General features: G+C 55.8%; 12 protein-coding genes. 5 read left to right on the top strand and 7 right to left on the bottom strand.

Going from position 1 to position 15359, the window contains the following annotated elements:
• Positions 1 to 38: 38 nt before the first annotated feature.
• The 3 genes from NZK35_RS06925 to NZK35_RS06935 form a co-directional block, all read right to left on the bottom strand.
• On the bottom strand, positions 39 to 1118 hold the full coding sequence (locus NZK35_RS06925; protein WP_259631832.1) for an AAA family ATPase: 1080 nt from the start codon (positions 1116 to 1118) through the stop codon (positions 39 to 41).
• Entirely contained in the window at positions 1115 to 2134 is a 1020-nt protein-coding gene (locus NZK35_RS06930; RefSeq protein ID WP_259631833.1) for a bifunctional DNA primase/polymerase, read from the bottom strand. The genes NZK35_RS06925 and NZK35_RS06930 overlap by 4 nt, the downstream gene beginning before the upstream one ends.
• Positions 2135 to 2781: 647 nt before the next feature.
• Positions 2782 to 3546 carry a hypothetical protein gene (locus NZK35_RS06935; protein ID WP_259631834.1) on the bottom strand — a complete coding sequence of 255 codons (765 nt, stop codon included), beginning with the start codon at positions 3544 to 3546 and terminating at the stop codon, positions 2782 to 2784.
• 123 nt (positions 3547 to 3669) lie between these two features.
• Between NZK35_RS06935 and NZK35_RS06940 the strand changes: the two genes are divergently transcribed.
• From NZK35_RS06940 to NZK35_RS06955, 4 genes are read left to right on the top strand one after another with little or no spacing between them, the layout of a single operon-like run.
• A complete protein-coding gene (locus tag NZK35_RS06940; protein WP_259631835.1) occupies positions 3670 to 3873 on the top strand; it encodes a MerR family transcriptional regulator in 204 nt (67 codons plus the stop codon).
• A gap of 38 nt (positions 3874 to 3911) precedes the next feature.
• Positions 3912 to 5450 (top strand): type I restriction-modification system subunit M, encoded by a 1539-nt coding sequence (locus NZK35_RS06945; protein ID WP_259631836.1) that lies wholly within the window; start codon positions 3912 to 3914, stop codon positions 5448 to 5450.
• Positions 5447 to 6679: a restriction endonuclease subunit S gene (locus NZK35_RS06950; protein WP_259631837.1), complete on the top strand. Its 1233-nt coding sequence runs from the start codon at positions 5447 to 5449 to the stop codon at positions 6677 to 6679. The genes NZK35_RS06945 and NZK35_RS06950 overlap by 4 nt, the downstream gene beginning before the upstream one ends.
• Before the next feature lie 16 nt (positions 6680 to 6695).
• Positions 6696 to 10130, top strand: a complete 3435-nt coding sequence (locus NZK35_RS06955) for a DEAD/DEAH box helicase family protein (RefSeq protein ID WP_259631838.1) — start codon at positions 6696 to 6698, stop codon at positions 10128 to 10130.
• Positions 10131 to 10149: 19 nt separating this feature from the next.
• On the opposite strand, the gene NZK35_RS06960 is transcribed toward NZK35_RS06955, so the two are convergent.
• From NZK35_RS06960 to NZK35_RS34855, 4 genes are all read right to left on the bottom strand, one after another.
• Positions 10150 to 10518, bottom strand: a complete 369-nt coding sequence (locus NZK35_RS06960) for a hypothetical protein (protein ID WP_259631839.1) — start codon at positions 10516 to 10518, stop codon at positions 10150 to 10152.
• A complete protein-coding gene (locus tag NZK35_RS06965) occupies positions 10515 to 11657 on the bottom strand; it encodes a hypothetical protein (protein WP_259631840.1) in 1143 nt (380 codons plus the stop codon). Before NZK35_RS06965 ends, NZK35_RS06960 begins: the two co-directional genes overlap by 4 nt.
• Positions 11658 to 12434: 777 nt before the next feature.
• A complete protein-coding gene (locus NZK35_RS06970) occupies positions 12435 to 13514 on the bottom strand; it encodes an HNH endonuclease (RefSeq protein WP_259631841.1) in 1080 nt (359 codons plus the stop codon).
• 235 nt (positions 13515 to 13749) lie between these two features.
• A complete protein-coding gene (locus tag NZK35_RS34855; protein WP_407699771.1) occupies positions 13750 to 14031 on the bottom strand; it encodes a thermonuclease family protein in 282 nt (93 codons plus the stop codon).
• A 224-nt stretch (positions 14032 to 14255) separates the two neighbouring features.
• Here NZK35_RS34855 and NZK35_RS06975 point away from each other — a divergent pair, with 224 nt between their 5' ends.
• Positions 14256 to 14432, top strand: coding sequence for a hypothetical protein (locus tag NZK35_RS06975; RefSeq protein WP_259631842.1), 177 nt, complete (start codon positions 14256 to 14258; stop codon positions 14430 to 14432).
• Positions 14433 to 15359: the final 927 nt, after the last annotated feature.

Genomic DNA, 15359 nt, shown 5'->3' on the forward strand with positions numbered 1-15359 from the left:
CTATAAATAGGGGCGTGTGTATCAATCACTTAGCGGAGCTACGGGGCCGGATCATTGCCACAGTCGTATCTAAAACAGTCGACCTTCTGGGACTTGTTCTTTGGATTCGGCTGCTGCATGACGTCCAGTTCTCCGGCAAGCCGAAAAAGTGCGCGATTGACTCGAGTTGGGCCGAATGGTGACTTGCGAGTGATCGTCGCGCGGCACATCCAGTCGCCAGAATCGCGGAGGATGTTTCGCACCACGTTGTCCGCTTCCTTGTCGGCCTGCTCTTGCTTCTCATTTTGGCGTCCTTTCGCTCGTTTCAGCTCCGGCTCAGTGCTGCTTTCGCTCCAAAGCGGAAACTCAAAACGAAGGGACGTTGGGTCAATCGGTGGGAACGATCGGCACGCAGCATCCAACACGGCCAACTCGTCGTCTTGGTGCTCACGGATAATCATGTGGGTGTCGGCCGCTCGGCTGATTGACCCGGCACCACTGCCCACATCCGTGACCCGCTTGTCGGCTTGGCTTCCCTTGCTGCTGTGATGGTTCAGCACAAACGCTGCTCCCGTCTTTCTCGCCAGATCGTCGATCGTGTTGTACAGCCCGGTCATCGCCGCGTTGTCGTTCTCACTCAACCCCGTTGGAATGAACCGATAAAACGCATCCAATGCGACCATCACGACGCCTTGATCGGCCAATCCCTCCAACGGATCGTAAAGCTCATTTAGGCCCGCGAGATTCCCCCGTAACGGCAGCACAACCACGTTGTCGCGTAAGATGTCATCCTTGACCATCATCGCGTTTGCGACAGACTTGATGCGACTGCTGAGCGTCCCCGGTTGTAGCTCGTTGTCGATCAATGCGACACGCCCCTGAGCCGTCGCACGTCCCAGCCAGTCACGACCATCGGCAATTGATAGTGCCAGGCCAAGTATCATCCAGCTTTTGCCCTGCTTCGTGCTACCGATGACGTTGACTGTCTCTCCGCGCCGGAACAAGCCGTCAACAATCGGCTCGGCGAGCGTGGGGTGTGTTTCAATGAAGTCGAGTGCCGATTGAAAACGTAGCGGAGCGATTTGCCTTTCGACTTCTGCTTCCAGGTCCGGCGGTGTTTTTTCTACAGTCACACTCACGCCACCGTCCTCCCGTACCCCATCGCCCGCACAGCCTTAGCGGCTTCACGTCGGTCGCCACCGTGATTCAGTGCGGCGTATGCCGCGAACTTCCCCCAAATCCGATGCCCACCAACATCTGGCGCGAGTGGCCCCGCGGAAACCGAGAAAACGGTCAGCACTTCGCATCCGCTTCCAGCCACCACAACTTTCGCCGAAGTGCCAAATCGTTTCCCAGCCCTTGTCCACGAAGCGCCATCGCCGGTACGCCAACCGTGCGGCTCCAAAATCGCAGTCCAGTCACCCCGGATGTCAAAGTCACCCCAGGGCGTTGAAGCGTCTACGTCGGCGGAGCGAATCACCGGCGAACACCGTCGGGCGTACTGGGCAATAACGTCCCTTCGCGTTCGTTGGTCGAGTTCTCGTGCCGCCGCAAACATCGCGCGACGTTCGTCAGGGGTGAATCGAGGCAGCGAAGGCAACGGCTCGCCCATGACCTGGACGTAGGGCTTGCCGCTGCTGTGAACCTCCCGCGGTGATCCGACGGCAACCACATAGCCGCCTTCCCCTTTCGTTTCAACGACCGTCCCGGAGCCGTCGGCGGTCTTGGCGATTTTCTGGCTGTGTCCGATGACCTCACAGCGGTAGGGAACGTGAAACCCGCCACCACCGGTTGCGACAACCGTCAGCCGTCCGCGAACTGAAGGCGGGATTTGGTCCAGCCAGTAGGCAATGGATTCGTCCGCATTCAGATCGAAATCGAACACCTCGACGCCCCCGCTGACGACACCACACACCAGCCCGATGCCGACCGGATGCTGCGTCCAGTGCCACATTTCGGCCGCTGTAGCCAGTCGGTATTGATATGGTTTCCAGGTTCCCGACTTGCCCGGTGGCCCTAGAAGCAAGTTCGCAGCAGGTGCTTTGGACCCGCCCAAGGCCAAGGGAATGACCGAGATCCCCGCCCTCACGAAATCGAACATGGTTTCGCGTAGTTCAATATTCGCGATTGCGAATCCGTTGACAGGCTTATTCATGACGCTGCACCTCCTCGTCGCGGCGCTGACGCAGATCAGCTATCGCTTCATCTGGGTCGAACAACCTTCGATTATTGAGAAGCAGGCTTCGGACTGATCCGTTCGCGACGAGCCGGTCCAGCGTTGGAACCGAAATGCTGAGCAATTCCGCCATTCGTTGTCGATCGACCAATCGTGGTTCATTGGCTCGCTCCAGCAGCGGGAGCAATTGCTCGATCACAATTGCGGCCGTCTTTGCGGCGTGAGCGTCCAGGTCTTCTTGAGAGACTAGGAACGCGGGTGTCGGCGTACTACCCATCGGTCCGCTCCCGATGTTTTGCCCGGGCGTCGATCGCTGCGAGTTCATGCCGAACGCGGGCCATTGCCTGCCGGTCATACAAACGCACGTGCCCGGCATATGCGGTTGGATGAATGTCGGGTCTGGTAGCGAGCACATGCCGTACTCGCTGGGAAGACGCTCCCAGTAACCGAGCCATTCGCCCGGATGTCAGCAACTGAGGACTGTGGTTTGTCATTTCACTCATTTAGGCCGGCGGAACGAAGGTGTCCGTCAGTAAGCGAAACGTGCGCTAACAAAAGAGCGAATACCGCAAAAACCATGGTGAATCGCTGTGTTTCCGTGCGCTAGCGCGTGCGCACGCGCCGGGTCAGAGCACCTTCCTACGAGAGAATCCCTCCGAACGCTGATCAGTCTCCTGTTCCCGAATTAGCGTTTCCAATTCGCCCGCCTTTAGTTTTTCGAGAGCGTCATCTAGCTCTCCCAGCCCGTCATGCAAAACGTGGGCCTGCTGCGTATCGCTCCCCTTGCCACAGGTTGTCATGTAGTCAGTCCAGGCTTCGCACAGGCTTCGGGCATTGGGGGAGCAACCAACCAATCTCGCAAGTTCATTCTTTGACTTGATGGGAGAGTCTGACCTTTGCCGCTGCGCAAGATATCCAAACGCGTCACGTTTGATTGCCTCTGGATTCATGCGTTTCGACTTCGCATTTTTTGGCCCTGGCTCAAGATTCTCGGGATTGCTTCCACCATCGTTTGCCGGGGCATGAAGCGTAGAAGCAGGGCCGTCCGGAAGCCATTTCTTTTCCCATTGCCCCAAATAGTCCGAAATTATCATTCGGTCTGTTTCTGAAAGTATGGAGTCTTCTTCGTTTAACTCGTAGACCGCGACTAACCTGGAAATCTTTCCGAAGTGTATATCGTCATCGGCAAATCTGAATGAATTGCCGCGTTCGCCGACAAGCACGCAGGCCCACGCCGCGACTTGACATTCATTCTGAATTGGGTCCTCTGCCCGAAAACAGTTATTAAATGCTTCTCTGCTAAGACGCCAAATGTGCTGCCGGGCATCGGCCTGTAGGAACAATTGAACGCATCGGTCGTGTAGGGTTTCCGTTAATAGTTCTCGGATCATCAGGCTGCCTCCCAACAATAACACTCCAATTTCGTCGAATCGCTTAGACGGCAGAATACCGGCAGCCTGCAGACTTTGATAGACTCTGGGCCGCAATCGACACCACCTACATTCGAATGACCAATGCCAAAACTGTGCGATTACTTCAAAACCGCGGAAGCAGCCGAAATTTTGGGTGTCAGCCAAAATACGCTTCGCAAATGGGCTCAAGATGGACGCATTCCAATGCGTCGGAATCCTGCCAATGGATACCGACTGTTTCGACGCGATGACTTGGATGCGTTCTTGAATGAAGTCGCCAAGCCAGTCCGCCAATCCAAGAAGTAGAGCCAAGTAAAACGCGAAAAGACGCAAGGAGAAGCGAATTGATCACCGGTGAAGTTAAGAGCCAGATCGACAAAATCTGGGATGCGTTTTGGGCGGGCGGGATTGCCAATCCGTTGGAAGTGATTGAGCAGATCACGTATTTGCTGTTCATCAAGCGACTCGACGACCTGCACACGCTGGAGGAAAACAAGGCCAACCGGACCAAGAAGCCGATGGCGCGGCGGATCTTCCCCGAAGGCAAGGACGAAAAGAAACGGCCCTACGAGGATCTCCGCTGGTCGCGGTTCAAGCACTTCGAGTCGGCCGAGATGTTCACCGTTCTGGGCGAACACGTTTTTCCGTTCCTGCGGACGCTGGGCGGCGACGGATCGACCTACGCGCACCATATGCGCGACGCCCGATTCACGATCCCGACGCCGGCGCTGTTGACCAAGGTCGTCGACATGATCGATCAGGTGCCGATGGCGGATCGGGACACCAAGGGCGACCTTTATGAGCACATGCTCAGCAAGATCGCCACAGCGGGCCAGAACGGCCAATTCCGGACGCCCAGGCACATTATTCAGTTGATGGTCGAATTGACCGCGCCGAAGCCCAAGGACGTGATCTGCGACCCTGCCTGCGGCACGGGCGGATTCTTGGTCGCCGCGGGCGAGTACATGCGCCTAAAACATCCCGAAGTGTTGCGGGATGCGAAGCTGAAGAAACACTTCCACGGCGAGATGTTCCACGGGTTCGACTTCGACAGCACGATGCTGCGGATCGGCAGCATGAACATGCTGTTGCACGGCGTCGAAAACCCCAGCATCGTCTACCGCGATTCACTGGCCCAGGAACACGGCGCGGAGGAAGAAAAGTATTCGCTGGTGCTGGCCAACCCTCCGTTCGCCGGATCGTTGGATTACGAATCCTGCGCCAAGGACCTGCTGCAGATCGTCAAGACGAAGAAGACCGAGCTGCTGTTCCTGGCGTTGTTCCTGCGGCTGATGAAGCCGGGTGGCCGCGCGGCGATCATCGTGCCTGACGGCGTGCTGTTCGGTTCGTCCAACGCCCACAAGACGCTACGGAAGATCCTGGTCGAGGATCAAAAGCTCGACGGGATCATCTCGATGCCGGGCGGCGTGTTCAAGCCCTACGCCGGAGTCTCAACGGCCATCCTGTTGTTCACCAAGACCAATTCGGGCGGCACCGAGCACGTTTGGTTTTACGACATGCAAGCCGACGGAAAGTCGCTGGACGACAAGCGAACCGAGTTGTTACCGCCGGAGAAACAGGGCCCCACGCCGAAGGCCAAGCTGACCACCGACGAGCACGCCAAGAACAACCTTCCAGACATTTTGAAGCGTTGGCAGCAGCGGGACGGCAAGGAGCGAAAGAACGAGCGGACGGCCCAGAGCTTTTGCGTGCCGAAGGCCGACATCGCGGAGCAAGGTTACGACCTCTCGATCAACCGCTACAAGGAAGTCGTCTACGAAGAAGTCGAGCATCGCCCGCCGCAAAAGATTCTGGATGAGTTGGAAGGCATCGAGAAGGAGATCATGCAGGGCATGGATAAACTGCGAGGGATGCTTTCGTGATAGCCGCAAAATGGAATCGCGTTCCTTTGCCTGACGCATACGTCTTTCAGGAAGGCCCCGGCGTCAGGAAATGGCAGTTTACGAGTGATGGCATCAAGCTCTTGAATGTCGCGAATATTGAGAAAAGCGGGCACCTAAACCTCAACAAGACCGACCGTCACTTGGCGACTGAGGAAGTTGAGAACCGTTACAAGCACTTTCTCCTCGATGACGGCGATCTCGTGATTGCGAGTTCCGGAATATCGTTCGACGCTGATGGATTACTCCGTACGCGCGGCGCCTTTGTATCGGCGGAGCATTTACCGCTCTGTTTGAATACAAGCACAATTCGTTTCAAGGCCAAAGAAGATGTGTCGGATTTGTCATTTCTTCGCCACTGGATCAACGGCTACGAGTTTCGACAACAAATAACGCAGCGCGTGACTGGGTCTGCACAACAAAACTTCGGTCCAACTCACCTCAAGAGTTTGAAAATATCGCTCCCGCCCCTTTCCGAGCAGAAGCGGATTGCGGAGATCTTGGATCGGGCGGAGGCGTTGCGCTCTCAACGTCGCGCCGCCCTCGCCCTCCTCGACGAACTCACCCAATCCATCTTCCTCGACATGTTCGGCGATCCGAAGGTGAACCCACGTGGCTGGAGGTGCCTTCCGTTCTCCGAACTGTTTCGAGAGAAGCCCAATTATGGCACTATGATTCCTGGCGTAGGAGAGCGAAAGAGATGGCTTTGTATGAGAGTTGCCAACATTCAAAACTGGCATATTGACCTTTCAGATCAAAAGTTTGTTGACTTGCCGAGCAACATGATTTCCCGCCACTGTGTCGAGCCCGGAGATATTCTGCTTGCGCGAGCGATCGCGACGCGTGAACAGCTTGGAAAGGCAATCGTCGTTCCGAATGGTACTCAAGACTGGGCATTCGACTCGCATTTAATGCGACTTCGATTTGATCAAGAAAAGGTTTTGCCGTCATTTGTACGGCATACGTTAATGACCAATGGCGGCCGATCACTTTTTCTGCGAGTTACAAGGAGATCTGCAGTCCAGTTCAACATCAACACAAAAGAGATTGCAAAATTATCGATTCCAGTGCCGCCAATCGAGCAACAACTGAAATTTCAAAAACGCCTCACCGGACTCACTGAATTGAAACAATGTCTCCAAGAGTCCCTGGATACGATTGGTTCATTGCTCTCGTCTCTTCAACAACGCGCGTTCCGAGGCGAACTGTGATGGTTGAGGGTATAGGATGAGCAACTTTGAATTTCTATCTGCCGAGTGGAAAGACCTGCATGAAGCGGCGGCGAAAGCCGAGCAGACGGCGATCCCCGATCCCCGCACGTCCTGCTTCTACGCTCGCCGCGCTCTCGAATTGGCGGTCGCCTGGGCCTACAAATTTGACCGCGCACTCAAACTGCCCTACCAGGACAACATCTCGGCGCTGATCCACGAGCCGACCTTCAAGCAAACCGCCGGCGAAGCGGTCTTTGCCAAGGCCAAGGTGATCATCACCCTCGGCAACCGAGCCGTTCACAGCCACCGGGCGATCCCCGAAGCGGATTCCCGGCAAGCGGTCAAGGAACTGTTCCATTTCTGCTACTGGTTCGCTCGCCTCTACGCCCGCCGACATCGCCCCGACACCAGCCTGACCTTTGACGACCAGTCGCTTCCAGCAACGACCCCGATCCCCAAGCAGACCCTCGATCAACTCAAACGACTCGAATCTCAGCTTGCCGAGAAGGACGAAAAGCTGTCGGTCGTGCTCGCTGACAAGGACAAGCTGAGCGAGGAACTCAAGCGGCTTCGCAAAGAAGTCACCGAGGCCAAGAAGGCGGCTGCCAAGGTTCCCGACGATCACGATTACTCGGAAGCCGAAACCCGCGACTTTTACATCGACCTGCTGCTGAAAGATCATGCCGGTTGGCCCCTGGACCAGAAACGCGACCGCGAGTTCCCCATCACCGGAATGCCGAATGAGTCGGGCGACGGCGTCGTCGATTACGTCCTGTGGGGTGACGACGGCAAGCCACTCGGTCTGGTCGAAGCCAAAAGGACACGCCGCGACCCGAAGGTCGGTGAGCAACAAGCGAAACTCTACGCCGATGCCCTGGAGGCGATGTACGACCAGCGGCCGATCATCTTCATGTCCAACGGCTACGAACACTGGATTTGGGACGACGCGATGTACGCGCCCCGCCGCGTTCAGGGTTTCTACAAGAAGCCGGAACTGGAACTGCTGATCCAACGCCGGCAGACTCGTCGCCCGCTGGCCGACGCCACGATCAACGACACCATCGTCGAACGCTACTATCAAACGCGAGCCATCCGCCGCATCGGGGAATCCTTCGAAACGGACAACGAGCGGAAATCGCTGCTGGTCATGGCGACAGGATCGGGAAAAACGCGCACAGTGATCGCCCTGTGTGACTTGCTGATCCGCTGCAACTGGGCCAAGAGAGTCCTGTTCCTGGCCGATCGCGTTGCCCTGGTGAATCAAGCCACCAACGCCTTCAAAAAGTTTCTTCCCGACTCCTCGCCGGTGAATCTGGTCACGGAGAAGGAAGCCGAGGGGCGCGTCTTCGTTTCGACCTACCCGACGATGATGGGCTTGATCGACGAAGCCAAAGACGGCCAGCGACGGTTCGGCGTCGGACATTTCGACCTGGTGGTCATCGACGAGGCCCACCGCAGCGTCTACCAGAAGTACGGCGCGATCTTCGACTACTTCGATTCGCTGCTGGTCGGATTGACCGCCACGCCGAAGGACGAGATCGACAAGAACACGTACACCTTGTTCGACTTGGAAAACGGCGTTCCGACCGACGCCTACGACCTGGACGAAGCGGTCGCGGACAAGTTCCTGGTGCCGCCCAGGGCGGTGTCGGTGCCGCTGAAGTTTGAACGCGAGGGCATCAAGTACGAAGATCTGTCCGAAGATGAGAAAGACGAATGGGATGCCAAAGAGTGGGACGACGAGGGCAACATCCCGGAAAAGGTCGAATCCGCCGCGGTCAACAAATGGCTGTTTAACATCGACACGGTCGACAAGGTTCTGAAACACCTGATGGAGCGGGGCCAGTACGTCGAAGGGGGCGACACGCTGGGAAAAACGATCATCTTCGCCAAGAACCAGGACCACGCCGACTTCATCCAAAAACGCTTCGACGCGAACTACCCGAACTTCAAGGGCGAGTTCGCGCGGACGATCACGTTCAAGACCGAATACGCCCAGTCCCTGATCGACAGTTTTTCGAACAAGGCCAAGCTGCCCCAGATCGCTATCTCGGTCGACATGCTGGACACCGGGATCGACGTGCCCGAGGTTGTCAATCTGGTGTTCTTCAAGCTCGTCCGGTCCAAGACGAAGTTCTGGCAAATGGTCGGCCGCGGCACCCGGTTGTGCCCAGATCTGTTCGGCCCCGACCAGCACAAAGAGTTTTTCTACATCTTCGACTACTGCCAGAACCTCGAATACTTCAGCCAGAACCCCGACAAGTCGGAAGGTTCGCTCAGCGAGTCCCTGTCAGCCAAGCTGTTCAAACGCCGACTGGAGATGGTGGGCACGCTGGAAAAACGCAACCCACCCGCGGACGGCGAAGAAGCCGTCAAGGTCATCGAGTCGGCCGCCCCCTTCGACGTGGAGGTTGACCCCAAGTCGGAAGTCCAAGTCTCGCGCGTGACGAAGCGATTGCTCTACAAGCACGTGGCGTCGATGAACCTGGACAACTTCCTCGTTCGCGCCCACCGACGCAGCGTCGAGAAGTTCTCCAAGCCCGAAACCTGGGACAAGCTGGCGGAGGACGATTACCAAGAGCTTGCCGAAGAGGTCGCCGGCCTACCAACCCAGATGGAGCGAGAATCGGAAGAAGCCAAACGATTCGACCTTCTGCTGCTCAATCTGCAATTGGCACTCCTGAAGTCCGAACCGGCGTTTGAGCGTCTCCGGGACAAAGTGATCGCCATTGCGGGCCTGTTGGAGGAGAAATCATCGATCCCGATGGTCGACAAGCAAATGACCTACATCCAGGACGTGCAAAAAGAAGAGTGGTGGACCGACGTCACGGTTCCCATGCTGGAAGTCATCCGCCGCCGGCTGCGGGATCTGGTGCAGTTCATCGAGAAGCAAAATCGCAAGCCGGTCTACTCGGACTTCGTGGACGAGATCGGCGAGGGCGATGAAATCGAGTTGGCCACCTTCTCCGGCGGCGACACCTTTGAGCGTTTCCGCAGCAAGGCCCAGGCGTTCCTCCGCGAGCACTACGACATCGAAGCGGTCCGTAAGCTCCGAACCAACGAACCGCTCACACAGAGCGATCTGGACGCCCTGGAGCGGATCCTGACCGACAACGAGATCGGCAACCCTGAATACATCGACCAAGCCAAGCAAGAGAGCGAGGGCTTCGGCGTCTTCGTCCGCTCCCTGGTCGGCCTGGACCGCGAGGTCGCCAAAAAGCTGTTCGGCGATTTCCTTGAAGGAACGAACTTCAACGCCAACCAGATCGAGTTCATCAACATGATCATCAACCAACTCGTCGACCACGGCATCGTCGACGTCTCCCTCCTCTACGAATCCCCGTTCACCGACATCGCCCCCCAAGGCCCCGACGCGATCTTCACCAGCGAACAAGTCGACCGGATCATGCAGTTGCTGGACGACATCCGAGCGACGGCCGTGGCGGCGTGACCGGCTCAACTAATGCCGCCTATGCTTGGTAGAGCCATCCCCTATCCACGGCGAATTTCCGAAGCTTCTTACCCTTTTTCTTGACTGCACTGCTCCCGTGCGGATTGAAGTCGACGAGAACATGTTCGGGGAATGGTTCAGGATCTTCGCTTACGGACAAATCCAGCGACTCACACTCGCCAACACTAATTCCGTACGCACCAGCGGATTCATGGCGAAGATCGATGGTGTAGTGTTGCCAAGCATCCTCAACTTCAATCTTGTCGCCGTCGTAAGTAGAAAGCTTACCCTCGTCTTTTGATGTCGGACAAAAAGCGTTTGAACCGACGCGTCCATCTTGGATAAAGCTCGGGTGAATCTGTCGAATCAAAATTGTCTCGGAGTTCATTCCTCATCACCTCCGAGGACTTCCTTCAGCAGCTTGGCAAGCTTCACCCAATCTTCCGGTTTTGTGAGATCGAACTCAGCTTCCGATTCTTCATCGGTGTCAATGTTTAACAAATGCCAGTTTGATCTTTGCTTGCCTAAGTCGATGTCAAGCGACGCTTCAAAGTCACCGCTTGTCCATTCCGCTTGGACGCCGCCTTCGGGAGTGGGGTAGAGGTACGGCGCCGGTAACTCGTCCGGATAGAAACTGTCGAAGACTTCCGCAAGCCAATCGAGATGTTCGCTCTTGGGGGCTCGCCCTTTTCCTTCAAGCCATCCGTTCTTGAGCAGCTTGAACTCCTCAAGTCTCGCCCCAACGTCCATTCGATCGAGCACGCTAATGTGTTCGACTGACTCCAACTTTACCAATCGGCCACTACGCCGGTCGTGCCTACCGACACCTTCAATGACGACTCGCGATCCCCGTTTGAAAGTATTGAACGCGTCCAAGACGGTATCCAGATGCTCTGGCTGAATGGGCGCGGGGATTCGAGTTCCGTCCATTAGCCGAAGATGGAATCGTTCTTTCTCTTGATCAGCTTCGTAAATGCGTCCTCGGATACGGACCTCCTCGGTGTAGCCTTGCGTGGATGAAGTTGCAAGCGTCAAGTAACGTCGCGTCGTTTTGTTTAACCGTGCTGGACGACTCGTATCCGGGAAATTGAGTTCAAGCGATTCGCTATCGCGAAGACTTCGACCGATCCGATCAAAGTAGGCGAGATGATTGTCATTCAACAATCCCGCAACTGATTGTTGCTTCTCAGCGCGATCAACTGCCTCGACAATCGAGGCTCTTGCCTTCTCGAAATACTCGCGATGATCCACCGGGAACAGCGAAGTAGCAGTGGTGGCAATTGCTAGCACAACCTTCGGTATGGCGCTGCCATCTTCAATCTCAGTGACTTTCAACGAAACTTCGTCCGCAAAGCCCTTTGGGATACGTTTGCGTTGTGGGTTGTCCCGCTTGTAGTGCCATTTCGCAACTTCAACGATCAACTCCTCCAGCACCGACAAGTCCTTCAACACCTCAAGCGGTATCGCGTGACCATCGAAACGGTCACCGACCAGTCTTGGGCTCAGGAAGTCAACGATTTCTGTCATCGGTTGAGAAGGAGGAGTGGAATTAGGGCTCGTGTTTCTTGTTGAATCGATCGCATCTCATTCTACCTAAAGACAGAAAGGCCGGATACGGCAGGCTCAGTTCCAGTAATACGCAACGAGTGCCTGATCAGTTTGCCTGCCCTGCGGCGCCAATATCCGCCCGACACTCCACCAGCCCTGTCTCGCCGGCTCGCTTTACGCTCCATGCGTCGACGAAGGTGACCACGGTGCAAACGGGATTCGACTTGCGGGCGGCGGAAACCTCCACGTGGCGTGGGATCGTCTATTGGGCAACCGTGCGAGCGCCGGTGACGTTCGGCGGCATGTGGCTGAACTTGGAGACGTTAGAAGCAAACTGGCGCCAGAAGCGAAGCAGGGCGGCGACAAGTGGTTGTTGCCATAAACGTGGCTGGCGGAATCACGGGAATACGGCCGGAGCCATGTTTACACCGACGAAGTGACGGGGCCGGTGATTGCGGCGTCCCGTGGATTCCTGGCTCCGGTCGCATCCGGACAACAAATGGACCATTGACGAGGTTCGCCGCAAGGAACGCCGTCAAGCAGCTAAGCGGCCCAAACGACGCCCGAACCGTCAACCGATCAGAAAGGTAGTCGCAAGATGCAGTTCACCGTACGCTCTCAAGTGGGTTGTTCTCTGATGACCGCCAGTGGAGAACATTGCTTGCATTGATAAACAACGCGGTTTTGTCGTCGAAGAGGTCCTAGCTACGCCGCTTAGTTCGTGGTCGGTAATTTGCTAAGCCGACCTATTTGTGGCTAAACCGTTTTTCCAAGCTTCTCAAGCAGTTTTTCAACCTTGTCGCGATCGAGCTTCGTCTTTGCGATGAACTGGCGAAGGGTCATGTCGGATTTTGAATTGTTGCAGGACCAACAGACAATCACCATATTGTCGTCCGTGGAGAGGCCTCCGCGACTAATTGGATAGATATGATCAATCTCTGCGTCATCGCCCAGTCCTTCACCGCAATACGGACAATCAAATGTAAATTGGAATTGGCCTTCCAATAGACTTTTCATCCGTAACGCCTGCTTGCGACGATTCCTGGCAAGAATCTTGTCAATTCGCTGAATCGCCTCTCCCTTATTGGCCGACTCAAGCCAGATTTTTTCAGAGAGTGCAAGTCCTTCTTGCAGGCGTGCAAGCTTCGCCTGGCGGTTGCCTAACGCTACCCAACCAAGAAGACCTAGAATCTTTTCTTCGTCTTTGGTGGGCGAATCTGGTGGATGCTGTAAGCTCGCCGAGAGGTGAAGTATCCGTTCATTTGCTTCCGGAGTTAGTTCAGTTCCAAATGGCACGAACTTCGCTCCCTCTAAGTCGGCCCACCATGCGGCAGTCGCCAGAGAAACTTCACGATCGACAAAAGCTCTCGCAACGATATTTCCAAGTTTCAAACTCAGAAAATACACCCGTGGCGGTCGGTATCGCGCAAATACCTGGCTTAGCACTCCAATTTGAGAAGAAGGTTCGTTTCCGTAAAATCTGGAGCGATTCCGCCTCCGGTACGCGTCGATACTATTTGAACTCCAGAATTTCTCGTTACTGGATAAATCCGCTTTTCGAATAGCCTCTATTTCCTGCGAGATTGGAGAATTATGGCGGCGGCATTGCTCAGACCACTCTCGCCAAATATTTAGTTTCTTTTCATAGGTCCATTTTCGAAAAGAGTTAATTTTCGCTGCTTCCAAATGCTTCGCAAGTTCACGTTCGACCTTTTCAATCTGCTTCTGGATTTTGGACGGCGGGAGCTTTGTAAGTTCCGAGAGTTCCGGAAGGTTTGGTGGTTTTGGCCCCTTTCGCTGGTAGGTGGGCCGACGCCTTGACTTGTGATAACGCATTAAATTCGCAACACCGTAAATTGACGCGAAATCTCTCTACGAATCGACTGGGCCGTGTAGCGATAGCCTTTCGCAACATCGCATGCACCGAATCGGCTGCCATTTTAGCCATGCTGGTGAGGCGGTGTGCGTCTGAACTTGGGGACGTTTTGAGCGAACCGGCGTCAGAAGCGAAGCAGGGCGGCGACAAGCGGCTGTTGCCCGAAACGTGGCTGGCAGAATCGCGGGTCACGCGTCAACGCAACTGATCTCGCTCCTCTTTCGACAACTTTCGCCAATCCCACGGGGCGACGTGACGCGGATCAGCCCACAAACCGCGTTCGGCTTCCCTGGCTTTGCATTCTGCGTTGGCTAATTCGGTATCGTCTAGAGCGTATTGCGTGTAATACCAAGCCAATCCAGCGGCGACGAGGAAGACACCGCGGACAATTGGATTTCCGAAGCGATGAACAACGGATTGACTGAAGCCGAAGCGTTGGTCTCGTGTTCGGCGTTTAACGCCATGTTTAAGCTGCATTCACGTCGAATGGGCACCCAAGCCGATGGTCAAAGTGGTTCGGTGGACCGAACCGATTTTTCCGACAGAGGGTGGGCAAAGTGGTTCGGTAGACCGAACCGATTGAGTTGTTCGGTGACCGAACAGTTTGAGTTCTTCGGTGACCGAACAGTTTGAGTTCTTCGGTGGGATCAGAGTTGTCCGGTGACCGGACAGGTGGTTTGTTACCTACAAGGGTTGAGAAGATGAGTGACGAGCGTCGGATCGCGGTGGTGAGTGAGGCATATCGATTGCAATCGGAGGGATTGGACGGTCGGGAGTTGTTTGAGTGTCGATTGTTGATGGAGGGTTGGTACTTTGAGTTTCGTCGTTTGGTGGACGAATCGGTATCGGAGATGGGTTTGGATGAGGAGATGGCATGAGAGGGAGTGGCGAAGGAGTTGGGGTGTGGTGGTAGGTGTATCGACCATCATGAAAAACAAACGTTTGTTCGTCCCGTGTGCTCTTCACGATCCACGCCCCCAGGCTATCTAGAATTTTCAGTCAGCAAGAATCAGCAGCGGGCTGTCCATATCTGGATGCGATGCATATCGGCCCGAAACCGGGCTTGGAGCTTTACCGGAATGCGTTTTGGTCGGTGCGGCGTGGACTTTTCTAGGTGCGGCGTGGACTGAGCGATCCGGAAACAGGTCTGTCCGCTAGGGCATCTTTCTCGCGCGTTGGGCGATCGCACAGCGTTCCTCTTGGCAAAGCCCATCCCACACCGCAAGCAATTTCGCCAGATTGCGAGTTCCGTTGCGTCACTTCAAGAACACAACTCTCGAGCAAAACTCACGAAAGGGACGGTCGGGTCGCCCTTCAGAATAGGCCTATCCCTTCCGCGTTGGTCAACTGGTTACCAGTTGGAGCCTCATTTCAGTTTTTGGGTCAAAAAACCCGAAAGACGCTGGGGCCCAAACCCGATCCATTCGCCGATAGCTGGGGTGACGATGGCACTAGTCACCCGAATGCGCGACACCCCGTCCAAACGCTCGGACCAGAAGTACCCCTCGGTGGTCCCTTCTGAAGCGGCCTGTGACCGTGAAAAGCGCCTCACGGTGCGGCGCTTTTCACCGTGGACCGTCATCCAACGCGGTTTTAGGATTGTGGACGCTGGCGCCGCTGACAATGCAGCGCGTCGATCGCGTCCGGCAACTCTCCCTCAAAAGGGACGAAAGGGACGGTACCAGGAAACTGCATCTACCTTCCACGCGGGTCAACCTGAGTCCCGATGGAGCCTCCCTTCCCTCGGCGGTAAAGAAACCCGAACTCCGGCTGGGGCCCCTGACCCGAATCCGATCGACGATCGT

Origin of the sequence: Stieleria sedimenti, assembly GCF_025060895.1 — a bacterium.
Lineage (GTDB): Bacteria > Planctomycetota > Planctomycetia > Pirellulales > Pirellulaceae > Stieleria > Stieleria sedimenti.